General features: G+C 73.1%; 26 protein-coding genes. 16 read left to right on the top strand and 10 right to left on the bottom strand.

What is annotated here, in order from left to right; all coding sequences use genetic code 11:
• Nucleotides 1-437 precede the first annotated feature (437 nt).
• From ACZ58X_RS20235 to ACZ58X_RS20225, 3 genes are all read left to right on the top strand, one after another.
• Nucleotides 438-2,768, top strand: coding sequence for a M4 family metallopeptidase (locus ACZ58X_RS20235; RefSeq protein ID WP_470334993.1), 2,331 nt, complete (start codon nucleotides 438-440; stop codon nucleotides 2,766-2,768).
• 387 nt (nucleotides 2,769-3,155) lie between these two features.
• Entirely contained in the window at nucleotides 3,156-4,889 is a 1,734-nt protein-coding gene (locus ACZ58X_RS20230; protein ID WP_470334992.1) for a carbohydrate-binding module family 20 domain-containing protein, read from the top strand.
• 158 nt (nucleotides 4,890-5,047) lie between these two features.
• A complete protein-coding gene (locus ACZ58X_RS20225; protein ID WP_470334991.1) occupies nucleotides 5,048-5,269 on the top strand; it encodes a hypothetical protein in 222 nt (73 codons plus the stop codon).
• A 44-nt stretch (nucleotides 5,270-5,313) separates the two neighbouring features.
• Here ACZ58X_RS20225 and ACZ58X_RS20220 read toward each other — a convergent pair whose 3' ends face one another.
• The gene (locus tag ACZ58X_RS20220) at nucleotides 5,314-6,066 is read right to left on the bottom strand and encodes an SDR family oxidoreductase (protein WP_470334990.1); all 753 of its coding nucleotides are present in this window, start codon (nucleotides 6,064-6,066) and stop codon (nucleotides 5,314-5,316) included.
• A gap of 451 nt (nucleotides 6,067-6,517) precedes the next feature.
• On the opposite strand from ACZ58X_RS20220, the gene ACZ58X_RS20215 reads away from it, so the two are divergent.
• Nucleotides 6,518-7,579, top strand: coding sequence for an alpha/beta hydrolase (locus tag ACZ58X_RS20215; RefSeq protein ID WP_470334989.1), 1,062 nt, complete (start codon nucleotides 6,518-6,520; stop codon nucleotides 7,577-7,579).
• Between the two features lie 168 nt (nucleotides 7,580-7,747).
• A complete protein-coding gene (locus tag ACZ58X_RS20210; RefSeq protein ID WP_470334988.1) occupies nucleotides 7,748-8,539 on the top strand; it encodes a hemerythrin domain-containing protein in 792 nt (263 codons plus the stop codon).
• A 311-nt stretch (nucleotides 8,540-8,850) separates the two neighbouring features.
• Here ACZ58X_RS20210 and ACZ58X_RS20205 read toward each other — a convergent pair whose 3' ends face one another.
• On the bottom strand, nucleotides 8,851-9,462 hold the full coding sequence (locus ACZ58X_RS20205) for a DUF6891 domain-containing protein (protein WP_470334987.1): 612 nt from the start codon (nucleotides 9,460-9,462) through the stop codon (nucleotides 8,851-8,853).
• Nucleotides 9,463-9,531: 69 nt separating this feature from the next.
• Between ACZ58X_RS20205 and ACZ58X_RS20200 the strand changes: the two genes are divergently transcribed.
• The gene (locus ACZ58X_RS20200; RefSeq protein ID WP_470334986.1) at nucleotides 9,532-10,494 is read left to right on the top strand and encodes a DUF1152 domain-containing protein; all 963 of its coding nucleotides are present in this window, start codon (nucleotides 9,532-9,534) and stop codon (nucleotides 10,492-10,494) included.
• Nucleotides 10,495-10,528: 34 nt separating this feature from the next.
• Here ACZ58X_RS20200 and ACZ58X_RS20195 read toward each other — a convergent pair whose 3' ends face one another.
• Nucleotides 10,529-11,074 carry an FHA domain-containing protein gene (locus tag ACZ58X_RS20195; protein WP_470334985.1) on the bottom strand — a complete coding sequence of 182 codons (546 nt, stop codon included), beginning with the start codon at nucleotides 11,072-11,074 and terminating at the stop codon, nucleotides 10,529-10,531.
• Nucleotides 11,075-11,255: 181 nt separating this feature from the next.
• The gene (locus ACZ58X_RS20190; protein ID WP_470334984.1) at nucleotides 11,256-11,840 is read right to left on the bottom strand and encodes a DUF1697 domain-containing protein; all 585 of its coding nucleotides are present in this window, start codon (nucleotides 11,838-11,840) and stop codon (nucleotides 11,256-11,258) included.
• Nucleotides 11,841-11,996: 156 nt separating this feature from the next.
• Here ACZ58X_RS20190 and ACZ58X_RS20185 point away from each other — a divergent pair, with 156 nt between their 5' ends.
• Nucleotides 11,997-12,467 carry a pyridoxamine 5'-phosphate oxidase family protein gene (locus ACZ58X_RS20185; RefSeq protein ID WP_470334983.1) on the top strand — a complete coding sequence of 157 codons (471 nt, stop codon included), beginning with the start codon at nucleotides 11,997-11,999 and terminating at the stop codon, nucleotides 12,465-12,467.
• A 56-nt stretch (nucleotides 12,468-12,523) separates the two neighbouring features.
• Here the strand turns inward: ACZ58X_RS20185 and ACZ58X_RS20180 are convergent, their stop codons facing one another.
• Nucleotides 12,524-12,880 carry an arsenate reductase family protein gene (locus tag ACZ58X_RS20180; protein WP_470334982.1) on the bottom strand — a complete coding sequence of 119 codons (357 nt, stop codon included), beginning with the start codon at nucleotides 12,878-12,880 and terminating at the stop codon, nucleotides 12,524-12,526.
• Between ACZ58X_RS20180 and ACZ58X_RS20175 the strand changes: the two genes are divergently transcribed.
• Nucleotides 12,879-14,231, top strand: a complete 1,353-nt coding sequence (locus tag ACZ58X_RS20175) for a cytochrome P450 (RefSeq protein WP_470334981.1) — start codon at nucleotides 12,879-12,881, stop codon at nucleotides 14,229-14,231. The two genes, ACZ58X_RS20180 and ACZ58X_RS20175, sit on opposite strands and share 2 nt — an antisense overlap.
• 168 nt (nucleotides 14,232-14,399) lie before the next feature.
• Entirely contained in the window at nucleotides 14,400-15,488 is a 1,089-nt protein-coding gene (locus tag ACZ58X_RS20170) for a PP2C family protein-serine/threonine phosphatase (protein ID WP_470334980.1), read from the top strand.
• On the opposite strand, the gene ACZ58X_RS20165 is transcribed toward ACZ58X_RS20170, so the two are convergent.
• Nucleotides 15,475-16,101, bottom strand: a complete 627-nt coding sequence (locus ACZ58X_RS20165; RefSeq protein WP_470334979.1) for an exonuclease — start codon at nucleotides 16,099-16,101, stop codon at nucleotides 15,475-15,477. The genes ACZ58X_RS20170 and ACZ58X_RS20165 overlap by 14 nt on opposite strands.
• A 207-nt stretch (nucleotides 16,102-16,308) precedes the next feature.
• Between ACZ58X_RS20165 and ACZ58X_RS20160 the strand changes: the two genes are divergently transcribed.
• Nucleotides 16,309-18,846, top strand: coding sequence for a hypothetical protein (locus ACZ58X_RS20160; RefSeq protein ID WP_470334978.1), 2,538 nt, complete (start codon nucleotides 16,309-16,311; stop codon nucleotides 18,844-18,846).
• Nucleotides 18,843-19,859, top strand: coding sequence for a phosphotransferase family protein (locus tag ACZ58X_RS20155; protein ID WP_470334977.1), 1,017 nt, complete (start codon nucleotides 18,843-18,845; stop codon nucleotides 19,857-19,859). Before ACZ58X_RS20160 ends, ACZ58X_RS20155 begins: the two co-directional genes overlap by 4 nt.
• A 184-nt stretch (nucleotides 19,860-20,043) precedes the next feature.
• Here ACZ58X_RS20155 and ACZ58X_RS20150 read toward each other — a convergent pair whose 3' ends face one another.
• The 3 genes from ACZ58X_RS20150 to ACZ58X_RS20140 all read right to left on the bottom strand — a co-directional run bounded on the left by ACZ58X_RS20150 (nucleotide 20,044) and on the right by ACZ58X_RS20140 (nucleotide 21,619).
• Nucleotides 20,044-20,445 (bottom strand): DUF2267 domain-containing protein, encoded by a 402-nt coding sequence (locus tag ACZ58X_RS20150; protein ID WP_470334976.1) that lies wholly within the window; start codon nucleotides 20,443-20,445, stop codon nucleotides 20,044-20,046.
• A gap of 51 nt (nucleotides 20,446-20,496) precedes the next feature.
• Nucleotides 20,497-20,901 (bottom strand): DUF2267 domain-containing protein, encoded by a 405-nt coding sequence (locus ACZ58X_RS20145; protein ID WP_470334975.1) that lies wholly within the window; start codon nucleotides 20,899-20,901, stop codon nucleotides 20,497-20,499.
• A gap of 283 nt (nucleotides 20,902-21,184) precedes the next feature.
• On the bottom strand, nucleotides 21,185-21,619 hold the full coding sequence (locus tag ACZ58X_RS20140) for an Hsp20/alpha crystallin family protein (RefSeq protein WP_470334974.1): 435 nt from the start codon (nucleotides 21,617-21,619) through the stop codon (nucleotides 21,185-21,187).
• A 109-nt stretch (nucleotides 21,620-21,728) separates the two neighbouring features.
• On the opposite strand from ACZ58X_RS20140, the gene ACZ58X_RS20135 reads away from it, so the two are divergent.
• The 4 genes from ACZ58X_RS20135 (at nucleotide 21,729) to ACZ58X_RS20120 (ending at nucleotide 23,255) form a co-directional block, all read left to right on the top strand.
• Entirely contained in the window at nucleotides 21,729-22,415 is a 687-nt protein-coding gene (locus ACZ58X_RS20135; RefSeq protein WP_470334973.1) for a type III effector protein, read from the top strand.
• Nucleotides 22,396-22,641 (top strand): hypothetical protein, encoded by a 246-nt coding sequence (locus ACZ58X_RS20130; RefSeq protein WP_470334972.1) that lies wholly within the window; start codon nucleotides 22,396-22,398, stop codon nucleotides 22,639-22,641. Before ACZ58X_RS20135 ends, ACZ58X_RS20130 begins: the two co-directional genes overlap by 20 nt.
• A 229-nt stretch (nucleotides 22,642-22,870) precedes the next feature.
• Complete coding sequence (locus ACZ58X_RS20125; RefSeq protein WP_470334971.1) at nucleotides 22,871-23,074, top strand: CsbD family protein; 204 nt, start codon at nucleotides 22,871-22,873, stop codon at nucleotides 23,072-23,074.
• A 16-nt stretch (nucleotides 23,075-23,090) separates the two neighbouring features.
• Nucleotides 23,091-23,255 carry a hypothetical protein gene (locus ACZ58X_RS20120; RefSeq protein WP_218206507.1) on the top strand — a complete coding sequence of 55 codons (165 nt, stop codon included), beginning with the start codon at nucleotides 23,091-23,093 and terminating at the stop codon, nucleotides 23,253-23,255.
• Between the two features lie 259 nt (nucleotides 23,256-23,514).
• Here the strand turns inward: ACZ58X_RS20120 and ACZ58X_RS20115 are convergent, their stop codons facing one another.
• Nucleotides 23,515-23,736 (bottom strand): hypothetical protein, encoded by a 222-nt coding sequence (locus ACZ58X_RS20115; RefSeq protein ID WP_470334970.1) that lies wholly within the window; start codon nucleotides 23,734-23,736, stop codon nucleotides 23,515-23,517.
• Nucleotides 23,737-24,678: 942 nt separating this feature from the next.
• Here ACZ58X_RS20115 and ACZ58X_RS20110 point away from each other — a divergent pair.
• Nucleotides 24,679-24,960, top strand: a complete 282-nt coding sequence (locus ACZ58X_RS20110) for a helix-turn-helix domain-containing protein (protein WP_470335140.1) — start codon at nucleotides 24,679-24,681, stop codon at nucleotides 24,958-24,960.
• Nucleotides 24,961-25,379 lie beyond the last annotated feature (419 nt).

Genomic DNA, 25,379 nt, shown 5'->3' with positions numbered 1-25,379 from the left:
CCTCCGGTGGTGATCGAACTTTGCCGGGGGCATGAAAACCGTGTTCAAGACTTCGTCATGCCGTAACACAACTGACTAAGCGTCGTGCATACGGTTTCGGTAATTAATCGGCCAATCGGTGGCATGCATCTGTCATTAACGGCGCGTTTGCTGCCACGATTCCTCCGGCTGCAGACGAGGGGGCCCCACCCCCCGGTGCAGCTGCCCGAGTTCAGGTGCAGCGCCTCCCGACCTTGCAACGAACCCTGCACGACGTGCGAGCACCGCACCGCACCGCACTGCAACGCCGACGCAAACGCAAAGCAACGCAAAGCACTGCAACCGCACCCCCGTTGCACCCGGCGGGGGCCCCCACTGCGCCGCAACCGCGGCCCAGGTCCCTCCACCGCGCACGCCGAGTCGATCCACCCGGTCTGCCGGTCGGAAAAGGAGTCCGCATGTCACGTCACGCCCACGTCCGGAAGGCAGCGGTTGTCATGGCCGCCACCACCGCGCTGCTGGTCACCGGCATACCGGTGATCGCGCAGGCGGCTCCGGACGCGCCGACCGCCGTCGCCACCCAGCAGGCCAGCCGGGCCGCGCTGATCGCCTCGGCGAACCAGCAGACCGCCTCCCTGGCCCAGGCGCTCGGCCTGGACGGCAAGGAGCAGCTGGTCACCAAGGACGTCGTCCAGGACGCCAACGGCGCTCGCCACCTGCGCTACGAGCGCACCTACGCCGGACTCCCCGTCCTCGGCGGCGACCTGATCGTCCACCAGGACGCCACCGGCGCCACCAAGAGCGTGACCAAGGCCAGCGAGGCCAACCTCGCCGGCGTCAACACCACCCCCGCACTGGCCGCGCCGAAGGCCCAGGAGGCCGCGCTCGCCGCCGAGCAGGGCACCGTCGAGGGCGCGCCCCGGCTGGTCGTCTGGGCCGCCGACGGCACCCCGAAGCTCGCCTACGAGACCGTGGTCAACGGCCGCGAGTCGGACGGCACCCCGAGCAAGCTGCACGTCGTCACCGACGCCAAGACCGGTGCCGTGCTCAGCAAGGCGGACGGCATCAAGCGCGGCTCCGGCAACGGCGTCTTCGTCGGCACCGTCCCGCTGACCACCACCCAGAGCGGCTCCACCTACTCGCTCAAGGACGCCACCCGCGGCGGCCAGTACACCACGGACATGAACAACGGCACCTCCGGCAACGGCACGCTGTTCTCCAAGTCCTCCGACACCTGGGGCAACGGCCAGGCCAGCAACCGTGAGTCGGCCGCCGTGGACGCCCAGTTCGGCGCCGCCGTCACCTGGGACTTCTACAAGAACACCTTCGGCCGCAACGGCATCAAGAACGACGGCGTCGGCGCGATGAGCCGGGTGCACTACGACACCGGCTACGTCAACGCGTTCTGGGACGACGGCTGCTTCTGCATGACCTACGGCGACGGCTCCGGCGACACCCACCCGCTCACCGAACTCGACGTCTCCGGCCACGAGATGAGCCACGGCGTCACCTCGGCCACCGCCAACCTGAACTACTCGGGCGAGTCCGGCGGCCTCAACGAGGCCACCTCCGACATCATGGGCACGATGGTCGAGTTCTACGCGAACCTGCAGAAGGACGTGCCGGACTACCTGATCGGCGAGCTGATCGACATCAACGGCAACGGCACGCCGCTGCGCTACATGGACAAGCCCTCCAAGGACGGCACCTCGGCCGACTCCTGGTACTCGGGCGTCGGCAACCTGGACGTGCACTACTCGTCCGGCGTGGCCAACCACTTCTTCTACCTGCTGGCCGAGGGCAGCGGCGCCAAGGTGATCAACGGCGTCAGCTACAACAGCCCGACGGTCAACAACATCACCGTCTCCGGCATCGGCCGGGACAAGGCGGCGCAGGTCTGGTACAAGGCGCTCACCGCCTACATGACCTCCACCACCGACTACGCCGCCGCCCGCACCGCGACCCTGAACGCGGCCACCGACCTGTACGGCGCCAACAGCGCCGAGTACAACGCGGTCGCCACCGCCTGGGCCGCCGTCAACGTCGGCTCGCTGCCCAACCCGGGCGGCGTCAGCGTCACCAGCCCGGGCAACCAGTCCACCGCGGTGGGCGGCTCGGTCAACCTGCAGATCAAGGCCTCGGGCGGGACGGCGCCGCTGTCCTACTCGGCGACGGGGCTGCCGGCCGGCCTGGCCATCAACGCCTCGACCGGTGTGATCACCGGCTCGCCGACCGCCGCGGGCAGCTCCAACGTGACGGTCACGGTGAAGGACTCGGCCGGCAAGTCCGGTACGACCAGCTTCACCTGGACGGTCACCGGTGGTGGCGGCGGCTCCTGCACCCCGGCCCAGCTGCTCGGCAACCCGGGCTTCGAGACGGGCACGGCGTCGCCGTGGACCGCGTCGAGCGGCGTGATCGACAACAGCTCCTCGGAGCCGTCCCACGGCGGTAGCTGGAAGGCGTACCTGGACGGCTACGGGAGCACCCACACCGACACGCTGTCCCAGACGGTGAGCATCCCGGCCGGCTGCAAGGCGACGCTGAGCTTCTGGCTGCACGTCGACACCGCCGAGACCGGCAGCACCGCGTACGACAAGCTGGCCGTCTCGGTCAACGGCACCACGCTCAAGACCTACTCGAACGTGGACGCCGCGGCCGGCTACCAGCAGCGCACCTTCGACCTCTCGGCCTACGCGGGCCAGACGGTCACCGTGAAGTTCACCGGCACCGAGGACTCCTCGCTGCAGACCAGCTTCGTGATCGACGACACCTCCGTCCAGACCGGCTGAGGTCGCACCGGCTCCTGAGGGACCGGTGAACCAGGGCAGGTGAGGGGCCCGGCGGCTACGGCCGCCGGGCCCTTGTCGTGCTCCGGAGCGGGCTCCGGCCGCGCTTCGTGAAGGGCTCCGGCCGCCGGGCCCTTGTCGTGCTCCGGAGCGGGCTCCGGCCGCGCTTCGTGAAGGGCTCCGGCCGCGCTTCGGAGAAGGCCCCGGCCGCGCTTCGGTCGGGCTCCGGCCGGGTGCTGCCCCACGGCGATGCAGAAACGTATCTCCTGGGACCTTGACGGTCTGTTCCGGTCGCCCTAGGTTCAGCGCTGCAAGTTTCCGGCAAGTTACAGAAGCTTCTTGCAGCTTCGCCCCCGGCTGCCCCCACCCCAGCCACCCCCAGGAGACAACGTGGTCACCACCCCCACCCGCAGGCCCGCCCGTACGGCCGGCGCGCTCGCCGCCTCGGCGGCGCTCGCCCTCTCGCTCGGCACCGCCCTCGGCGCCCCCGCCGCGCAGGCCGCCCCGCCCGCGAACAACGGCAAGGACGTCACCGCCACCCTCTTCGAGTGGCGCTTCGACTCGGTCGCCCAGGCCTGCACCACCACCCTCGGCCCGAAGGGCTACGGCTTCGTCGAGGTGTCGCCGCCCCAGGAGCACATCCAGGGCCCGCAGTGGTGGACCTCGTACCAGCCGGTCAGCTACCGGATCGCCGGACGGCTCGGCGACCGCACGTCCTTCAAGAACATGGTCGACACCTGCCACGCGGCCGGGGTGAAGGTGATCGCCGACGCCGTCGTCAACCACATGACGGCGGGCTCCGGCACCGGCACCGGCGGCACCGCGTACACCAAGTACAACTATCCCGGCACGTACCAGGACCAGGACTTCCACACCTGCCGCCAGCCGATCACCGACTACCAGGACCGCGGCAACGTCCAGAACTGCGAGCTGGTCAACCTCGCCGACCTGGACACCGGCAGCGACCACGTCCGGACCACCATCGCCCACTACCTGGACGACCTCGGCTCGCTCGGCGTCGACGGCTACCGGATCGACGCCGCCAAGCACATCGCCGCCACCGACCTCGCCGCGATCAAGGCCAAGATGGCCAACCCCAACGCCTACTGGGTGCAGGAGGTCATCTACGGCGCGGGCGAGCCCGTCCAGCCCACCGAGTACACCGGCAACGGCGACGTCGACGAGTTCCGGGTCGGCACCGACCTCAAGCGCGTCTTCACCGGCGACAAGCTCGCCAACCTCAGCACCTGGGGCGCCTCCTGGGGCTACCTGCCGAGCAACCAGGCGCGCAGCTTCGTCGACAACTGGGACACCGAGCGCAACGGCTCCACCCTCAACTACACCTACGGCAGCACCTACACCCTGGCCAACGTCTTCCTGCTGGCCTCGACCTACGGCTCGCCCAACGTCTACTCGGGCTACGGCTTCACCAGCAACGACGACGGCCCGCCCAACGGCGGCACCGTCAACGCCTGCTACCAGGACGGCTGGAACTGCACCCACGCCTGGCGGCAGATCGCCAACATGGTCGGCTTCCGCAACGCCGTCGCCGGCACCGGGGTGACCGACTGGTGGTCCAACGGCAACAACGCGATCGCCTTCGGCCGCGGCAACCGGGGCTACGTCGCGATCAACCACGAGAGCGGCGCGATCACCCAGACCTTCCAGACCGGGCTGCCGGCCGGGACGTACTGCGACGTCCAGCACGGCGACCCGCAGCCCGGCGGGGGCTGCACCGGCCCGACCTACCAGGTCGGCGCCAACGGGCAGTTCACCGCGACGGTCGGCGCGGGCGACGCGGTGGCGCTGTACGTCCAGCCCGGCACGGCGGTGTCCGGCGCCTCCTTCAACGTCAACGCGACCACCTCGAACGGGCAGAACCTGTACGTGGTCGGCGACGCCGCGGCGCTCGGCGGCTGGGACCCGGCCAAGGCGCTGCCGCTGTCCTCGGCCGGGTACCCGGTCTGGTCGCTGGCGCTCTCGCTGCCGGCCGGCACGTCCTTCCAGTACAAGTACCTGCGCAAGGACGCGAGCGGGGCGGTGACCTGGGAGTCCGGCGCCAACCGGACGGCGACCGCGCCGGGCTCGGGGAACGTCACCCTGAACGACACCTGGCGGCCGTAGCACTCCGCTCGCCCGCACCCTGCCCGCGCGCATGCCGCTCGCCCGCACCCTGCTCTCCCCGGGACCCTCGTCAGCCCACGGCTGACGGGGGTCCCCCGTGTGAGTGGCCGCGCCGCTTCAAACCTCCCGGGCGGGGGCGGCGCTGACACCATCACGGGATGAGCACCGCTCCCCTCGTCCTGGACCTCGAACTGTGCGGCGGCCGTTGGGACGGCCACCGCAAGCGGGTCCACGCCGCCGCCCCGCCGCCCGCCCTGCGGATGGTGCTCCGCGCCGAACTGCCCGTCGTGGCGGACGGCGAGTACTGGCCGACCACCAGCGTCTACCGGCTGGAGCGGCGGGACGGCGGGCTGCGGTACCGCTACTCGAACGACGAGTGAGCGCCCCGCTGCCGGGGGCTCCCGGGGGCTCCCGGGGGCAGGCCTCAGCCCCGCCCGATGTACGGCATCGCCGTCGCCATCACGGTGGCGAACTGCACGTTGGCCTCCAGCGGCAGTGCCGCCATGTGCCGCACGGTGCGGGCCACGTCCGCCACGTCCATGGTCGGCTCGGGCGCGATCCGGCCGTCGGCCTGCCGCACCCCGGCGCTCATCGCGGCCGTCATGTCGGTCGCCGCGTTGCCGATGTCGATCTGGCCGCAGGCGATCCGGTACGGGCGGCCGTCCAGCGAGAGCGACTTGGTCAGCCCGGTCACCGCGTGCTTGGTCGCGGTGTAGGCGATCGACTGCGGGCGCGGGACGTGCGCGGAGATCGAGCCGTTGTTGATGATCCGGCCGCCCTGCGGGGACTGGGCCCGCATCTGCCGGAAGGCGGCCCGGGCGCAGAGGAAGGCGCCGGTCAGGTTGAGGTCGACCACCGCCCGCCAGTCCTCGACCGCCAGCTCGTCCACCGGGACGGCCGGGCCGAAGGTCCCCGCGTTGTTGAACAGCAGGTCCACCCGGCCGTGGTGCCCGACGGCCGTCGCGAACAGCGCGTCCACCGCGGCCGGGTCGGTGACGTCGGTCGGCACCACGTCGGCGGGCAGCACGCCCGGCGGGAAGGCCGCGGCCGTCCCGTGCAGCTGCTCGGCCCGGCGCCCGGCCAGCACCAGCCGCCAGCCGGCCGCGGCCAGCTCCACCGCGACGGCCCGGCCGACGCCGCTCCCGGCTCCGGTGACGACGGCGATCTGCTCCAGCATGGCGCTCTCCTCGGTGGCTCGGTGGCCCGGTGCTCGGTGCTCGGTGGCTCGGTACCGGTACGGTCACACTCTTCCCGGACCCGCTCGAAGAGCGTGCCGGAGCGATCGTTGCGAATGTGCGGGCCACCGTCACTGGGCAAAGCATCCAAAACCCGGACGGCCGGACGGGCCGGTGCCCGTGCTCCCCGCCGTACGGCCCCCGCCGTCCGGCGGGCCCGGTGAAGGCCTTTACCTGATCGCGAACAAACATTGGATTTCCGGTGGCCACCTCGCAACCGGCCCGCCCCGGGCCACGTCATAAGATCGCAGGAAGGTGCCCTTCCGCGACGGACGGCGCACCACTGCTCCGGGGACCGCACAGCGCCCGCGCCCCCGGGCCTGTCCGGCCCCACCGGGGGGCCGCCGCCCGGTCAGACGGACCGGGCGCGACATCGGTCGGAGAGTCCTCACCGTGCTTAGGCAGTCGTCCCGTTCCCGTGCCGTCCTGACCGGCGCCGCCGTGCTCACCCTGGCCGCCTCGCTCGCGGCCTGCGGAGGGTCCGACGGCGGGAAGGGGAACGGCTCCTCGGCCGACGGCACCCCGGCGGCGACCACCGGCACGGGCGGTCCGAGCGCCACGGGCAGCGCCGTCCCCGGGACGCCCACCGCCGACCAGCCCACCCCGGGCGGCGGGAAGGTGCTGATGCCGACCGGCCCGGCCGCCAGCCTCAACAAGGTCCGGGACACCGGCGCCGGCCCGATCATGATGACCAAGGTGACCGGCGCGAAGTCCGGCGTCACCGGCCAGGTCTGGGTCTGGCTGCCGCCCGAGTACAACGACCCCAAGTTCGCCAAGACCGGCTTCCCGGTGCTGACCCTCTACGCGGGCGGCCAGAGCAACGGCTACAACACCTGGACCGACAACCAGCTGCCGATCCAGGAGGCGGACGAGCAGCTGGCCAAGCAGGGCAAGGCCCACCCGTTCATCATGATCATGCCGGTGCAGAACTTCAACAGCGACGAGAAGAACGCGCTGGACTGCTCCGACATCCCGGGCCAGCCGAAGATGGGCACCTGGATGGCCGAGGACATCCCGGCCTGGGTCCGCGCCAACTTCCGCACCTTGAAGGGCCGCGACAGCTGGGGCGTGATGGGCGCCTCCACCGGCGGCTTCTGCAGCGCCAAGATGGCCCTCCAGTACCCGGACGTCTACAAGGCCGCCGTGCCGATCGACGGCTACTTCGTCCCGGACTCCGGGCTGTGGAAGGGCCACGACGCCGAGAAGGCGGCCAACAACCCCAACCTGCTCATCACCCAGGGCAAGGCCGACGTGAAGATGTACGTCACCGCCGGCGGGGCCAACGGCTACGAGAAGGACCTGGTCAAGAGCTGGGTGGCCAAGGCCGTCGCCCCGGTGACCATCCAGTACTACGAGCAGCCCGGCGGCAAGCACCTGACCTCGGACTTCAAGAAGATGATCCCGGACACCCTGCAGTGGCTCAGCGCCAACCTGGAGGGCCCGGCCTCGGAGTGATCCGGGCCTCGGGAGGGGGCGGTCGCAGCAGCCGCCCCCACCCCCGCGCAGGCCCGTGACCTGCGCGTCAATCGGACATTGATTCGCTTCTGATCGACTGCGAGCACCTTGGATGGGGCGGTCCTCACCGGCCGCCCCTCCGTCCTCACCAGCCGTGAAGAGAGTGCCATGCCGATCCACCTGCTGCCCCCGCCCGCCGTCTCCGTCCCCGCCCAGGCGGAGCCCGGAGTCGACCCCCGGGACGCGTACGGGCCGGCCACGGACGAGGAGCCGGTCACCGTCCGGTTCGCCGGCCTGCGGCTGGTGCACGCCGCCCTGCGCCGGGACCTCGCGCGGCTGCCCAACGCGCTGCGGCTGCTCCAGCCCGACGAGGAGGACAAGGGCGAGGCCGTGCTGCGGCACTGGACCTTCATGACCGCCATGCTGACCTGCCACCACGAGCAGCAGGACACCCGGATCTGGCCGATCGTGCGGCGCTTCGCGCCCGAGCTGCGCCTGCTGCTCAACTGGCTGGAGGCCGACCACCACAACCTGGACCACTCCTTCACCCGGGTCACCACGCTGGTCCGGATCGCCAGCCGGGACACCGGCAGCGCCTGGCCGGTCGCCTACGCGATGGAGGACCTGGCCGCCCGGCTGGAGACCCACCTGCGGATCGAGGAGCGGCAGCTGCTGCCCCGGATGGAGCTGGTGGTGGCCGACAGCTCCCGGCTCGGCGGCCTCGCCGAACTGCTCGACCTGCTGCGCGGGGCGGACGGCCCGGGTACGGCGGACGCGCTGGCCTGGCTGCTGGACGGGGTCGACCCGGTGCTGGTCGAGCGGCTGCTCGCCGAGTGCGACGACGATGTGGCCCGCAACTGGCCGCACTGGCAGGCGACCTACCAGCGCTGCACCGCGCCGCTGTGGGGGGCGGCGGGCGAGGGCGTGGCCGGCGGCGGTCTGGGGAGCCTGGTCGACTGAGCGCCGGGTCCTTTCGCGGGCCGTCGATCTACGCGCGTGGCACGTGCCGAGGACATATGCCCCACCGGCCGAGCCGCGTCGGAGCCGTCGTCGAGCTACTGCCCGGCGGTCGGCGCGTTGTCGACGAGTGTCCTCAACTCCTTCTGCTCCCTGGGGGATTCGACCCGTCCGCGTCGGGGTCGAGGCAGCCCCCGCCCCGAGGGTCCGACCGGGGGAGGCGTACCGCCGGCGGTCGATGGCGCCCGGCCCGGCACCCCCTACCGTCGGAGCCATGACCTCAGCCCGCAGCGCTCCCCGGCGCGCGGCCGCTCCTACTCCGGCAGGCGGTTGAGCCACTCCAGCGGGGCGACCCGGATCGCCGTGTGCGGCGAGCCGTCCCACTCCACCGGAAGGCCGACCGTCTCCACCGCGGCCACCACGGCCCGGCCGATCTCCACCGTCCGCTGCTCCGCGGCCCCGTCCGGCTCCTCCCCGGTGTGGAAGCCGCCGTAGCGCAGCATCAGCCCGCGCCCGGCCGCGGCCGCCTCGGTGTCCTGCTGGTGGAAGAAGACGAAGCCCCGGGAGTCCTCCGCCGCCTCGCCGCCGATCTCCGCGTAGCCGCAGGCGGCGCAGCAGGTGAAGTCCATCGCCGCGACGATGCCCTGGTCCTCCAGGAGGTCGAAGGCCTGCTCCAGCCGGTCCACGTCCGTGACCTTCGGCCAGCGGGCCTGCTCGGCCAGCCGTTCCTCCCACAGCGGAGCGACGATCCGCTCCGCCTCCTCCTGCGTCAGCCCCTGGTCGTCGAGGACCTCGACCAGGGACTCGGCTATCTCGTCCGGCTCCTGGAAGCCGCACCGGATCAACTCGCGAGCCCGCTCCTGGGCTTCGAGCAGCACGTCGGGGGTGAGCGCCGTGTCCTGGGCCGTGCCGGCATCCTGGGTCATGTCCGCATCCTGGCACCCGGCACTGACAATTCCGGGCCGAGGTCACCGCCCGTGCGCTACCGTCCGGCGGTGACCTCTCTGCTGCAACCTCCGCTGATCACGCGGCTGCTGGCCGCCGAGCGCATCCTGATCGCCGGCGCCGGCGGCGGTTTCGACGTCTACGCCGGACTGCCGATCGCGCTGGCCCTGCGGGCCGCCGGCAAGGACGTGCACCTGGCCAACCTCTCCTTCACCCACCTCTACGGGCTGCCCGGCGAGGTCTGGCACGAGCCCGACGTGGCCAGGATCGGGCCCGACACCCCGGCCCCCGAGGGCTACTTCCCGGAACGCACGCTGGCCCGCTGGCTGCGGCTGCACGGGATGCCCGACACCGTGTGGGCCTTCCCGACGGTGGGCGTCAGACTGCTCCGCGAGGCCTACCGCAGACTGGTCGCCCACCTGGGCGTGGACGCGGTCCTGCTGGTGGACGGCGGCACCGACATCCTGATGCGCGGCGACGAGACGGGACTCGGCACGCCCGAGGAGGACATGGCGAGCCTGGCCGCCGTGGCCGGCCTGTCCGAGGTGCCGGAGCGGCTGGTCGCCTGCCTGGGCTTCGGCATCGACGCCCACCACGGCGTCAACCACGCCCTGGTGCTGGAGAACCTCGCCGCGATCGACCGGGCCGGCGGCTACCTCGGGGCCTTCTCCATCCCGCGCGGCAGCCGGGAGGGCGCGCTCTACCTGGACGCCGTCGAGCACGCCCGGGCCGCCTTCCCGAAGCACCCCAGCATCGTCAACGGCTCGGTCGCGGCGGCGCTGCGCGGCGAGTTCGGCGACGTGCAGTTCACCGAGCGGACCAAGGGCGAGCAGCTCTTCGTCAATCCGCTGATGACGCTCTACTTCGGGGTCACGGTCGAGGCGCTGGCCGCCGAGAACCGCTACCTGGACCGGCTGGAGCACACCGTGGTGACCCGCCAGATCTCCAGCCTCATCGAGGAGTTCCGCGACGAGCTGCCCAGCCAGCGGCCGCCCCGGCAGTTCCCGCACTGACCCGGGGCCGCTGTCGGCCCGGTACCGCCGCGGCTCAGTGCGGTGCGAGCCGGAACTCCAGGTTCCCGAACCGCACCTGGTCGCCCGGCCGCACCGGGATCCCGCCCGCGATCCGCCGCCCGTTCACATGGGTGCCGTTGGTCGACCCGAGGTCGTACAGCACCCAACCGCCGTTCTCGTGCCGCAACTCGGCGTGGTGCCGGGAGACCGAGGCGTCGTGCAGCCGCAGCCCCGAACCGGGGATCCGGCCGATCGTCAGCAGCCCCGCCCCGGCCTGCGGCAGGCTCAGCCCGGGCAGCCGTTCGGTGCGCCAGGCCCGGTTCAGCCGGGTGCCGAAGGCGGAGGCCCGGCCGACCGTCCGCAGGACGAAGCGTTCGACCGGCCCGCCGGTGGGCAGCCCGGCCACCGCCGCGTCCAACTCGTCGCGGCTGGTGGCCTGGAGGACGATGTCCATCCGGCCGAGGAAGGTGTCGTGCGACAGCCGGCCGCTGCCCGCGCCGTCCCGGAGCAGCCCGAGCGCCTGGTCCCGCTCGGCGTCGGACGGCCGGACGGCGCCGGTGGGGAGCTCAGGCTGCGTCATGGCCCGATTGTCGGTTCGACCGGCTTCGACTGTCCAGATCGCGCGGGCTCCCGGCGCGGGGTTCGTACCTCACTGAGCGACAGACGCCCGCTCCACCTGCGCGGTTCCCACTCCGCCCGGGGGCTTCCCGCCCGTCAGTCCGCCGCCCGAATACCGTCCGTCCGCCGCCCGGGCCGGGCCGTCAGTCCTTCCGCGCGGCGGCCAGGATCTTCTCCGTGGTGTGCAGGAACCGGGAGGTCACCGCGCCCCGGTACGACGTGCCGAACATCTCCTTGGTGACCCACTTGCCGTCCTGGAGGTGGACCACCACGTACGCCGCGCCCGCATCGGTGCCCAGCACCTCGAAGTCGCCCTTCGGCGAGCGGTGCGGCCCGGCGAGCTCGGCCGGCAGCGGCTCGGAGAGGAAGGCGATCACCAGCCGGACGTCCGGGGTGACCTCGACGCCCCGGAACGGCTCGGCGGCGAGCAGCGCGGCCACCTCGTCGACCGTCCGCAGCAGCACCGGCACGGGGTAGCCGAGCGCCTGCTCCAGGTGCGCCTCGATCCGCGCGGTCAGGGCGGCCCGGTCGGGTTCGTCGGTGTGGAAGAAGACGTTCCCGGTCTGGATGTAGGAGCGGACACCGCCCAGCCCCAGCTCGGTGAAGAGCGCCCGCAGCCGCTCCATCCTCACCGTGCGGCCGCCGACGTTGATGGCGCGCAGGAACGCGATGTACCGGGTGGAGGCGTTCGAGGCGTCCGTGGAAGCGGATGAGCTCGTGGTGGTCACCCCGCCAGTCTGGCACCGCCCACCGACAACGTCCGCCCAGCGACAACGCCCGCTCACCGACAACGCCCGCTCACCGACAACGCCCGCCCACCGCACCCCGCCGTGCGGCACCGTTCGTACCCGGCGGTCGTCGGTGCCGGGTGCCAGACTGGCGCCATGGCTACCTGGCAGGATTTCGAGCACGAGGCACCCGAACTCGCGGCCCTGGTACGGGCCCGTTTCGACGCCAACAAGCACCACGTCCTGGCGACGCTGCGCAAGGACGGCTCACCCCGGGTGAGCGGGTCGGAGGTCGACTTCGTCGGCGCCGACGCCTGGCTCGGGTCGATGTACGGCGCGGTCAAGGCGCGCGACCTCCAGCGGGACGCGCGGTTCGCGCTGCACGCCCACCCGGGCGACGAGACCATGGCCGGCGGGGACTCCAAGCTCTCCGGCCGCGCGGTGGAGGTCACCGACGAGAACGAGCTCGCCGCCTTCGCGGCCGACCTGCCGGAGCCGCCGCCCACCCCGTTCCACCTCTTCCGGCTGGATCTCCAGCAGGTGGTGCACACCACTCTGGACGGCGACGCCCTGTGGGTCCTCAACTGGCACCCGGGCCGCCCGGTGGAGCGGACCCAGCTCCACTGACCGATCGGCCCGGACCGCCGACGGCAGGCCGGACCGCCGACGGCAGACGGGAACGCCTACGGCAGAACGGCCTTGAGCACCTCGGGAGTCCGGGCCACGACGGCGTGCCCGTCGTCCGCGGTGATGATCGGGCGCTGGATCAGCACGGGGTGCTCGGCCATCGCCGCGATCCAGCGGGCCCGCTCGCCCGCCTCCCGGGGCCACCCCTTCATCCCCAGCTCCTTGGCGACCGGCTCGTCGGTGCGGGTGATGTCCCACGGCTCCAGACCCAGGCGCTCCAGTACCTGCTCCAGCTCGGCCGCGGTCGGCGGGTCCTCCAGGTAGCGCCGCACGGTGTACTTCGCCCCGGCGGCGTTCAGCTCATTGAGCGCCGTCCGGCACTTGCCACAACGCGGGTTGATCCAGATCTCCATGTCGACCAGCCTATCCGCGCCGCCGCCCGGCCCCGGACCCGCCGATGCCGCCGGGTCCGTCGGCGGCGGGAACTCCGCCGTGCCCGCCCGCTGTTCACGAACCAGGAACCAGCACGTCGGAGGGGAGCACCAGATGGACGGCGCCGCGATCATCGAGCAGCTGATGACCACGGAGGTCAGGACCGACCCGTATCCGCTCTACGCCAGGGCGCACGAGCTCGGGCCGGTGGTTCCGGCCGGGGACGGCATGTTCGTGGTGAGCGGCTACGCGGCGGTCAACAAGGTGCTCCGCACGCCGGCCTTCGGCGTCGCGACCGCCGACATGACGGCCGGCCTCGCCCCGGAGTTCGCCGAGCACTCCTCGCTCGCCCTGTTCGGCCGCTCGATCCTCCAGCGCAACGCCCCCGACCAGCCCCGGGTCCGCTCGCTGATCGCCTCGGTGTTCACCGCCCGCCGGGTCGCCGCCCTGCGCCCCGCGGTGGAGGCGGCGATCGGCCGACTGCTGGACGGGATGGCCGAGCAGGGCGCCGACGGCTCCCCGGTGGACTTCATGGACGCCTTCGCCTTCCGGCTGCCGGTCGGGGTGATCTGCGAGCTGCTCGGCGTGCCCGAGCGGGACCGCTACCGCTTCCGCGACCTCGCCTCCGACCTGACCGTCGCCCTGGAGGTCACCCAGGACTTCGACGAGCTGGGCGCCGCCGACCGGGCCGCCGACGAGCTGTCCGACTACTTCACCGCGCTGATCGCCGAACGGCTGGCCCGCCCGCAGGACGACCTGGTCAGCGACCTGGCCCGGATCGCCGTCGAGGACGGTGGGCGGCTGTCCGGCGCGGAACTGCTGGCCAACCTGGTGCTGCTGCTGGTGGCCGGCTTCGAGACCACCACCAACCTGCTCGGCAACGGTCTCGCCCTGCTGTTCCGCCATCCCGAGGTGGCCGCCGGACTGCGCAGCGGCACGGTCACCCCGGCCGGGTTCACCGACGAGGTGCTGCGCTTCGACTCCCCGGTCCAGGCCACCGCGCGGGTCGCCCTGGAGGAGGGCCTGTCGGTCGAGGGCCTGCCCGTCCCGGCCGGCAGCGGGCTGACCCTGCTGATCGGCGCGGCCAACCACGACCCGGCCCGGTACGAGCGGCCGGCGGTGTTCGATCCGTCCCGCACGGACAGCCAGCCGCTCAGCTTCGGCGGCGGTACCCACTTCTGCCTGGGCTCCCAGCTGGCCCGGCTGGAGGGCGAGCTCGCGGTGCCCGCCCTGCTGGATCGTTTCCCCGGGCTCGCCCAGGGCGGCGTCCCGACCCGGCGTGACCGCCTGGTGCTGCGCGGTTACGAGACGCTGCCGGTCACCCTCCGCTGACCGCCCCCCCGACCGTCCGCTCCCGGTCCGGCCCGGCGCGGTCCCCGCCCGCCGGAACCCGGGACGTTCGGCCATTCGTGACGGGGCCGTCCGTGGGGGAGCATGGAGGGACGAATCCGGTCATCCCTGGCGAATCGCCCAGGTCCGGTCAGCCAGGAGGTCCCCGCCGTGTCCGCCCCCCGCCCGCCGCAGCTCGCGGTCGCGCAGTCCCGGGTGCCGCGCTGGGTGCCCTGGCTGCCGGTGATCCTGCTGCTCCTGGACCTGGTCAGCGAGGCCGTCGTCCCGGACGCGGTGGCGGCCGGCTTCCTGCTCACCGCCCTGCCCGTGGTGGCCGCGTTCAGCTACGGCCCGGTGCTGACCGCCGTCACCACGGGCGGTGCGCTGGCCCTCCAGCTGCTGCTGGCCCTGCGTGCGGGCCACGTCAACGAGCAGCACCACGTCTGGGTGTACATCGCCACCGCGCTGTCCGGGGTGATGGGCACCGCCCTGTCCTGGCAGCGCACCCGGCAGAACCGCACCCTGCTACAGGCCCGCACCGTCGCCGAGACCCTGCAGCACACCGTGCTGCGGCCGGTGCCGGAGCGGGCCGGCGGCCTGCGGGTCGCCGGGCTGTACCGCCCGGCCCAGGCCGAGGTGCTGGTCGGCGGGGACCTCTACGAGGTGTGCGACACCCGCTTCGGCGTCCGGGTGCTGCTCGGCGACGTCCGCGGCAAGGGCCTCGGCGCGGTCCGCACCGTCGCCGACGTGCTCGGCGCCTTCCGGGCGGCCGCCCACGACACCCCGGGCCTGGTCGAGCTCGCCGACCAGCTGGACCGCGCGGTGCTGCGCGACGCGGCCGACCGGGGCGACGACGAGCTGTTCGTCACCGCCGTCCTGCTCCAGTACCGCCCGGGCACCGACTGCGTGGAGTTCGTCAACCGCGGCCACACCACCCCGCTGCTGCTGGGCCGGGGCACCATCGCCCCGGTGGCCTGCGCCGACGAACTCCCGCTCGGCCTGGGCCACCTGCGCCCCGAGGACGAACCCGCCAAGCCGACGACCGTCGCCCTGCCCCCGGGGCACACCGTCCTGCTCTACACCGACGGCGTCAGCGAGGCCCGCGACGCCGGCGGCGCCTTCTACCCGCTCGCCCCGCGCCTGGCCGCCCTGGGCAGCACGGCACCGGACCGGGTGGTGTCCTTCCTCGCCCAGGACGTCCACCGGTACGCGGGCCTGCTCGCCGACGACCTCGCCGTCCTCGCCCTCACCCCCGAGTAGCCCCGTCCCACTCCCACAGGTTCGCGAACAGCACCGCCTGCTCCCGCGCGTCGTCCAGCGCGTGGTGGGTGTGCGGCAGGTCCGGCAGCAGCTCCGCCGGCATCGACCGCTTCCCGATCCCGGCGAACGGCACCCCCGCCCGCGCCGCGTACAGCGTCTTGAGATCCAGGCACCCGGAGTGCCCGAACGGGCTGGAGCCGGTGAACCGCATCAGGTACCAGTACAGGAACTGCCAGTCGTACACCGCCGGGTACGCCACCATCACCGGCCGGTACCGCAGCCCGTCCGGCCCGGTCCGCACCCGCTCCACCCAGCGCCCGAACTCCCGCAGCGCCGACCCGGGCTCCGCCCCGCCCGCCTCCAGCGCGGCCCGCTCCAGCCCCGACACCGCCAGCGCCTCCGGCACCCAGTCCGCACTGATCGGCCGCAACTCCCGGTAGAACCCCGCCGCTCCCGCCCCCACGGCGTCCGCCCGCCGGAACCCCGCCCCGTCGTCCCACCCGGCCACCACCGCCCCGAAGCTCACCATCGAGTACGGCCCCGGAATCGGCCCGTCCGCCTCCACGTCCACCGACACGTACACCGTCGGCGCCACCCGCTCCTTCTTCCCCATCCCCCCATCCAACCGCCCCTGGCAACCCCATTTCCGCCCGCCGCCCCACCGCCCTCGCCGCATCGCCCCATCGGGGCAGACCGGGCGCCGGGAGCTGGTACAACAGGACGGAGGGTGCCGGTCGGCACGTTCTGCTTCTCCGCGTACGGGCACCGGCACGGGTGGACGGGGGTAGGGGTGGGCATTCAACCGCGGTTTCGGCGTGCGGTGGCGCAGCAGCGACGCTTCGTGGACCGGCTGGCGGCGCTCGAGGCGTTCCGGTCGGAGCTGGAGCGGACGGAGCTGGAGCGGACGGAGTCGGACCACGCGGACCCGGAACCCCGGGTGCTGAACCTGACCGGGGTCGGGGGGATCGGGAAGTCGCGGCTGCTGCGCGAGTTGAGGACCCAGTGCGCCGGCGGCCACCGTACGGCCCTGCTGGACCTGCAGAACCCGGTGATGCGCCAGCAGGAGGACGCGCTCGCCGCGCTACGGGTCGAACTGGGCTCCCAGGGCGTGCAGTTCGACCGTTTCGACATCGCCTACGCGGTGCTGTGGCAGCGGCTCCACCCGCATCTGCGGATCAACCGCAAGGACCTCCCGTTCGTCGACGCGAGCGAGGTCCTGACCCAGGTGGTGGACGAGCTGACCGGTCTGCCCGTCTTCGGCAGCGCGGTCGGTCTGGTGAAGCTCACCCAGTTCGCGGTGCGCAGCGGGCGGCGACGCCGGACGATCCGTCAGGACGAGACCCTGCGGCACCTGGACGGCCTGTCGAACGCGGACCTGGTCGACGCCGTGACCTTCCTGTTCGCGGAGGAGCTCCGCGACGGCAGCCGGGCGAAGCCGTACGTGCTCTTCGTGGACGCCTTCGAGGCCCTCGTCCCCACCCCAGTGCGCTCGGGGCGGGTGGCGTCCGCCGACGCCTGGCTGCGCGACCTCATCGCCCAACTGGACCGCGGCCTGGTCGTGGTGGCGAGCAGGGAGCCGCTCGGGTGGAACGCCTACGACCCGGCCTGGGCGCAGATCATCCGCTCGCACCGGATCGCGGGCCTGCCGATGGAGGCCCGGCTGGAGCTGCTGGAGCACTCGGGCATCGGTGAGGGCGCCGAGCGGAGCGCCATCGCGGAGGCGAGCGTGGGGCTCCCCTTCTACCTCCACCTGGCGATCGACACCCGTACCCAGCAGCCCGCCACGGCCGCCGGGCGGGGGGCCCGGACGGCGGTGTCGGCCGAGGAGATCCTCCAGCGGTTCCTGGCGCACGTGGCCGCGGACGAGGTCCGACTGCTCGAAGTGCTCTCCGCCGCCCGGCAGTTCGACTACCCGCTGTTCCGGCACCTGGCCCGGAGCTTCGACCTGCCGGGCAACCGCCTGGTGTGGGAGGCACTGACCTCCTACTCGTTCGTCCACCGCGCCGAGGACGGCTTCCACCGCCTGCACCAGCTGATGCTGGCGGCCCTGCGCAGCCGCCTCTCCCCGGCGGCCGGGCGGGAGATCCACACCGTCCTGTTCGGCTACTGGGAGCGCTACGGCGCCGGGAGCGGCACCGCGGTCCCGGCGCAGCGCACCGCGGGGCAGGCGGCCGTCGGCGGGCCGGAGGCCGCCCGACGCAACGTCCGGGCGCTCCAGGAGGCCGTCTACCACGGGCTGCGGGCGCAACGGCTCAGCGGGCCGGATGTGCTGGACCACGCCGATCGCGCACTGCGGCACGGCGGGCGGCCCACGGTGGAGGGCATCCTGCGGGACCTGCGCGGCCACCTGGCCGCCGGACCGGCCGCCGACCCCGAACTGTCCGAGACCGCACTGTGCCTGGAGACCGAGGCCGCGGTCCTGATGGGGGACGCGAGTACGGCCAACCACCTGACGCCCCGGGCGACATGGACCATGACCACGACCGTCGGCGCCCGCCTGGCGGTGGCGGCGGCCAACGGGCGCCGGATCGCCGGGCGCACGGCCGAGGCGCTGAGCCTGTACGGCCGGGTCTGGGACGAGCACGACGGCGCGACCCGGCTGACGGCCGGACTCTGGGCCGCCGACCTGCACATGTGCCAGGGACGCTTCCTGGACGCCGACTCGCTGGCGGCGCGCATCCAGGCCGATGCCCCGGACGACGCGGCGGAGCTGCGGGGCGACGTCGCCAGGCTCCGCCACCTCGCCCACCGGTTCGCCTTCGACTGGGACGCCTCCCTGCGCCACCTCCACGAGGCCGAGCGCGAGTACGAGCGGGCCGGCTCCCTCGTCGGCTCGGCCAACATCCTGGTCAACCGCGCCGAGCTGATGGCGCTCACCGACCCCGCGGCCGGGGTGCGGGAGGCCTCCGCGGCGATCGAGGTGCAGCAGGGGATGGGCGCCCTGCACGAGTTGGGCAAGGCGTACACCGCGCTGGCGGGGGCCCTGCTCAACCTCGGTCGCACGGAGGAGGCGGCGGCCGCGCTGCAGTCGGCCTGCCACCACCTGGAGCGGGCCCACTACCGTTCGGGGCGGGCGCGCGCGGAACTGTTCCGCGCCTACGTGCACGCCCGGCGCGGCGACGGCACGGCCGCCGACCGCTCGGCCCGCTGGGCGATCGGCGAGCTGGAGACCGCCGAGGTCTACCCGACCCTGGTGCTCGCGGCCTGCCTCCTGACCGAACGGCTGGGCACGGCGGACGACGCGATCGAGCGCGCCCGCTCCCGGGCGCGCGCCGCGATCCAGCCCATCGACTCGCTGGCGGCGGTCGAGGACCGCATGGCACGCGTCATCTTCGCACTCGTGGAGGGCACCCCGTGAGCAACGATCCGATCACCCTGTACCGCACGGCACTCCGGGCCACCGACGGCGCCTCCGGGTACTACAACCACAACCTGCGGGTCGACACGCTCGACGGCGCGCCGGTCCTGGTCCGCATCCCGATCCCGGGCGCCGCCACGATGGACCTCGCGGTCTGGCCCGAGGACGCCGTCCTGGCCGCCGTCGGCCGGTACGTGCGCAACGTCCCGCAGGTGGTGCACACCAGCGCCGAACCACGCTTCCAGATCCACGAGTTCGTGGAGGGCCGGCTGCTGGAGGACACCGCCCCGCGCGGCACGCCCGTACCGCGGCACGTGCTCACCGACGTCGTGCGCTTCTTCGCGGAAGCCGCCCGGGTGCCCCTGGACGCCCTGCCGCGGCTCCCGGTCGACTGGCCCCAGGGCGGTGACACCCCCGGCTTCGCCCGCCGGCTGTCCGACGTGACCCGCGGCGTGCACGACCGGTACGCCGCCGAGTACGCCGACCTGTTCGCCGCGCTCGGCTTCCCGGCGGACCCGCTGCGCCCCGCGCTGGACGGCTGGGCCGAACTGCGCCCCCGCTGCTTCGGCCTGGTCCACGCCGACCTGCACCGCAAGAACCTGCTGCTGCGCGCCGGGCAGACCGTCTTCCTCGACTGGGAGCTCGCCCTGTGGGGCGACCCGCTCTACGAACTCGCCGTCCACCTCCACAAGATGGCCTACCTGCCGGAGGAGGAGAAGGCGGTCGTCGAGGGCTGGGCCGAGCACTTCGGCCGCAGCGCCCCCGGCTGGCAGCAGGACCTGCCCCGCTACCTGGCCCACGAGCGGATCAAGTCCGCGGTCGTGGACACCGTCCGCTACAGCGGGGAGATGACCGAGGACTGGGACGACCGGGCCCGTCGGCACGCCTTCTGCACCCGGCTGACCCGCAAGGTGAACCGCGCCAGGCCGTACTGGGGTCACCGCGAACCGCTCACCGACCGGGCCGTCCACGACGCCGTCGCCACCTGGCACACCGCCCACCCCCGCCCCTGACCCCCGCGCCTGAGCGCCGCCCCGGCCCGGTCCGGAACGCGCGACGCCCGACCGGAGGACCCGGCCGAGAGCGAGGAACGGCCGGCCCACGGTGTTCCTGGTGCACCTGAGCGAAGGGCGCCGCCCCGCGAGGCGGGCTGGTCGGTGGGGCATCCGCGGTTGCGGTCGCGTCATGGTCGGCCGTTCAGGCGGCGGTTGGGGTGAGGTCGGCGCGGCCGAAGAGCAGGGCCCAGCCGTGGGGCAGTTGGTGGAGGATGCGGTCGGTGAGGTGGTCGCCGGCGAGGTCGGTGAGGGCGGCCAGGACGGTAGAGGTGTCCCAGCGGGCTGCGGCGAGGGTGGTGCCGAGGGCGTCGGCGACGGCTTCGACGAAGGCGGGGGCCGAGACCGGTCGGGGCAGGGGGATCTGGGAGGCGAAGACGGCGCGTGCCCGTTCGGGGAGTGCGGCGGCGAGGTCGCAGCGTTCGTCGCCGGTGAGCTGGGAGCCGAGCAGCGCCAGGACGGCGGTGAGGGCGTGTTCGGCTTCGTCGTCGCTCGGGTAGCGGCCGAGGGTGCGAACCTGCTGGATCAGGTGGCGGTGCCGGGTCATGGCGGTGGCCTTCCGGGCGTGGGCCGCCGCGCCGGGGCGGCCGTGATGGGGTCAGGGGCGTTGGCCGGCGGCGGGGCGGCCGAAGAGCACGTCGTAGCCGGGCGGCAGTTGGAGCAGGATCTGCTCCATGAGCTGGTCGCCGGCGGCGTCGGCGACGGTGGACAGGACGGCGCCGATGTCCCACAGGGCGGTGGTTTCGGCGGCGCCTTCGATCCAGGCGGCGGTGGCGCGCACGAACCGTTCGGGGCTGAGCGGTTCGGTGGCCTGCAGCGGGTTGAGCAGGACCAGGGCGAGCGTCTCGGGCAGGCGGGCCGCGAGGTCCGAGCGCACCGCGCCGACCAGGTGCGCGCCGAGCAGGGCCAGGACGACGCGCGCGCAGCGTTCGGCTTCCTCGGGCGTGTCGTATTCGCCGCGTTCCCGGACCTGGTCCAGGAACGCCTCCCAGTGCAGTGTCATTGCGGGTTCCTCCGTCCGGTCGGGGGCGGCTGTGACAGGTCGAGCACCACCTGCCGGCGGTCCGCCGGCGCGCGGGACAGCGCGCGGCGAAGGTCCGGGGCGGAGTCGTCGATCTCGCCGCGCACCCGCACCGTGAACTGGCGCCGGGGTGGTCATGGGGCGGCTCGCTGTCCGTTGGGCCCGCGGGGCGGCGGGCGTGTCCGGAAGGTCGGGCCGGGGCCGGGGTGTCCCGTGCCGCGCCGCCGGGGGGATTGCGGGCGGCACGGGACGGCGCGGGGAGGGGTCAGGCCCGGATCTGCTTGCGGCCGTCGCCGTGGGCGATGGCGATCTTGCGGGGCTTGGCCTTCTCGGCGACCGGGATCCTCAGGGTCAGCACGCCGGCGTCGTAGTCGGCGGTGATCCCCTCCGGGTCGAGGGTGTCGGAGAGCATGACCTGGCGGGAGAAGATGCCGAGCGGGCGCTCGGACAGCTCCCACTTCACGTCGTCACCCTGCCGGTGCGGACGGCGCTCGGCCTTGACGGTCACCATGTTCCGCTCGACGTCGATGTCGATCGCGTCCGGGGCCACCCCCGGCAGGTCGAAGCAGATCACGTACTCGTCACCGGCGCGGTAGGCGTCCAGCGGCATCGGGGTCGGCCGCGACCAGGTACCGGTCGTGTTGAGGAACTGCTGGGTCAGCCGGTCGAGTTCGCGGAACGGGTCAGTGCGCAGCAGCATCGCGAAACACCTCCATTGATCGTTGGGTGCCAGTGCGCTTCACCTGACACCGTTGTAGCACGTCATCCATCCAATGACAAACCGCTGATGTCGTCCGTAGAATGACTGCATGAGCACGAAGCCCCCGAAGCCCGCAGCCGGGCCCGAGCCGGTCTCCTTCCTCGCCGCCGCCGCGGCGCTCGCCGTCATCGACGACGCCGTGCGCACGGCCCGGGTGCCCGGCCGCCCCGCAGAGGACGCGCAGGACGGCGGTGCCGAGCAGGCGCTGGCCGCCCTCGTGCTGCTGCGGGAGCTGCGTACCCAGCTCGCCGGATGGGAGGCCCCGATGGTCGAGGCCGCCCGCGCCGCGGGCGCCACCTGGGCCGACCTCGCCCAGCCCATGGGCGTCGCCAGCCGCCAGGCCGCCGAGAACCGCTACCTGCGCCTGCGCCCCGCCGGCCCCACCGCCGCCGCCACCACCGGCACCACGGCCACCGGCGCGGAGCGGGTCAAGGCCGTGCGCGACCGCCGCGCCGCCGACCGCGCCGTCGACGCCTGGGCCCGCGACCACGCCGCCGACCTGCGCGTCCTGGCCGCCCGGATCACCGCCGCCCCCGGCCACACCCCCGAAGCCGGGCCCGCCCTGGACGCACTCACCACCGCCCTCGGCGCCACCGACCCGGCCGGCCTCATAGCGCCCCTGACCGGTATGCGCCGCCACCTCGGCGACGCCCACCCCGACCTCGCCGCCCGCCTCGACGACCTCACCGACCGCACCGACCGCCTCCGCCACGACAGTGACCAACGACGCGCCTGACCCCCCGGCCCGGGACCGATGGCAGCACATCGAGGACCGCCTGGCCGCCATCGAGCTGCGCATCCGCGAGCAGAGCACCGCGACCCGCACCGTCCTCGACACCCACCTGGCCCGCCTCGACGCCCTGCGCCACCAGCTCGCCACCCAGCCCTGGCCCCCGCAGGACCCCGACACCCCCGGCAACCCGGACCGCCACCCGTGCCCGCCCGCAGGAGCGCCTCGCTGAGCCGGGCGCCTGGCCGCGGTCATCTGACCGCGGTCAGCAGGCCGGCGGTACGCGGCGCAGATCCCCCGGCCCGCGTACCGCCTCGCGCCGCCGTCCGGTCTCACGGGCGGTCCCCTCGGGACGGCCCGCGCCTCGTCAGTCGTGCCGCGAGCATAAAATCCCCAAAACCGGGCAAAGATGGACGATCAGACAGCGGGATTCGTGCACTACCGGATGGACGGAGCAACCGATGGGTGACCTGTCGAACAAGGCGCAGAACGTGACCGGCAAGGCCAAGGAGAAGGTCGGGGACCTGACCGGTGACCAGGAGCTGAAGGGCGAGGGGCAGGCCGACCAGGCGGAGTCGAAGCTCAAGCAGGCCGCCGAGGACGTCAAGGACGGCGTGCGCGACGTCGCCGACCGTGTGAAGGGCGCCTTGAAGCGCGACAAGTGAGAAAGGCGGAGCCGCGATGGCACTGTTTCTGTTCATCGTCCTGATCGCCGTGGTGTTCGGCTTCGTCGGTGCCCTCGTGAAGGGCCTGCTGTGGCTGCTCGTGATCGGGATCGTCCTGTTCCTCGCCGCCCTCGTGCTCGGCGGCATGCGTCTGGGTAGCCGGCGCTCCGGGCGCAGGTAGGGGGGCGGGTCATACGCCGTGACGCAGCCCTCGGCCCTTCGCAGGCCAGGGCTGCGTTCGGCGGGGCGGGGCCGTGTGGCCGGGCTGCTCCGCTGTGGGCCCCGGCCACACGGGACACCAGCGCGATGGTGGTCGAGCGGTGGAGCCCGGAGTGCCCGAGGCGGGGGTGGTATCCGCCGCGTGGGGCCGGATGCGTCTGCCTGACCTGTGATGCCGCTGTCCGAGCCTTCCGGTCCGGGAGCGCGGCGGGCCGACCGGGCTATCGGGCCTCCGGCGGATCGTCATCGCCGTGGGGGGTGTCGATGGCCTCGCGCAGGGCGGGCAGGTCCGTGATGGCGGCCTGTTCGGCGAAGCGGGCCAGAAGCCGGCGGAGGCCCCGCTCGTCCCGGTCGCGCACTGCTTCGCCTATGGCCGCCGCCAGCGACGCCTGGGTATGGGGGTCGGGGGTGCGCACCTGCCGCGCGGCCTGCGGCCCTTCCACCGCTTGCCTCCCGTTCACTCGTGGTCCTGGCCGCGGGACGCGGCGTCCTCCGCCCTGGGCGCGGCTGCGGCGACAGGCCCCGCCCCACCCCGTGCGGGGCGAAGACTACCTCCCCGACCGGCGCCGAAAAATCTATGCCCGCTGGAGTAGACATTGGTGCACTCCGTGGCTAGTGTTTCTCTCGTCGACGAGATCAGCGGTACCCGCCAGACACGAACTGGCGGTAGCAGTACAGGAGTTCGCAGGTCGGTACGGTTGCAGGGTCTTGAAGCCAGGGATGGTGCAGTAAGGCGACAGGACCGGCGGCCGGGCCGGGCGGCCCGCAGGCATCAGGGGTCGCCACCGAGCGGTACCGCAGTTCGGTAAGTGCAGTACCAGCAGTCGAAGTACGCGGTATCCCGGTGAAGGCGCCCAGACTGCGGGCGCGCGCACGGGGAGTCCGGCAGTGGGGTTCCAAGCCGAGTGGTCGAGCAGGACGGGCGACGGGGCTGGCTGCCGGACCAGGTGGACCGCAAGGACCGCCACAGCAGTACCGAGTGGTTGGCACTACCACGTAGTGCGAAGTACCAGCAGTTCCGCAGTACCAGGTCAGTACAGAGGATGAACGGAGGGGACAGAGCGCCATCAGGATCGCCCGGCCCGTGAGGAAGTCGCCCGGGCGGAATCCGAAGACCCCAAGGCAAGGACGGTGGTTTCCGGTCACGCATACGCGATCCCCGCATGCCCCCTATCCCGGGGCAGTGCGGATATGAGGAAGCCGGCCGAAGGCCGGAAGATGGTGTAGAACCCTTCGGGGCCCCGGGAGCCGCAATGGCCCCGGGGCCCCTCAGCGCGTCCCCAGGCACAACAACAAGAAGAGGTGCAGTGACCACGGCAACCATCCGACCGCACACCCCCGACGCCGTCAGCTCGTTCGACGATGACGACTACCCCGCCTACACCATGGGCCGCGCCGCCGAGATGACCGGCACCACCCCCGGTTTCCTACGCTCCCTCGGCGAACAGGGCCTCATCACCCCGCTGCGCTCCGACGGCGGCCACCGCCGCTACTCCCGCTACCAGCTGCGCATCGCCATGCGCGCCCGCGACCTCGTCGACCAGGGCACCGCCATCGAAGCCGCCTGCCGCATCGTCATCCTCGAGGACCAACTCGAAGAAGCCCTGCGCATCAACGAAGAGCTCCGCCGTTCCCCGCGCGGCCAGGAGTCGGCCGCCGACACCTGACCAGCCTGCCAGGCCGCCCCGGACGCGATTGCCCCTCAGTCCCCGATCGCCGGCCGACCGCTCCCCGCGGGGCCAGGAGCCCGGCAGTCGTGCGGGCGCCCCCGGCCGGTCCGGGACCGGGGCCGCGAGGAGTACTCGGTGGCCGTCCCCGCGGAGTCCGACCCCCTGCCCTCGACACCCGCCTGCGACCGGGAACCGGCACCCTGATGCTCGACGCGATGGGCGACCCCGACCAGGACGGCGGCCCAATGCTGAACGCCGCCGGGGACAGCTCCCTGGAGACGCGGCTGCCGGCGCGTCGGCGCCGGCAGGGCCGGCCTAGAAGCTGAGCAGGCCGATGGCGTGGCCGTCGGGGTCGACCACCGGCCACGTGTCCAGGCCGCGGGCGCGCATGGCGGCGGCCGCGGTGGCGGCGGGCA

The sequence above is a fragment of the Kitasatospora sp. NPDC040550 genome, from assembly GCF_055594965.1.
This window is presented reverse-complemented; position numbering and strand designations above follow the sequence as displayed.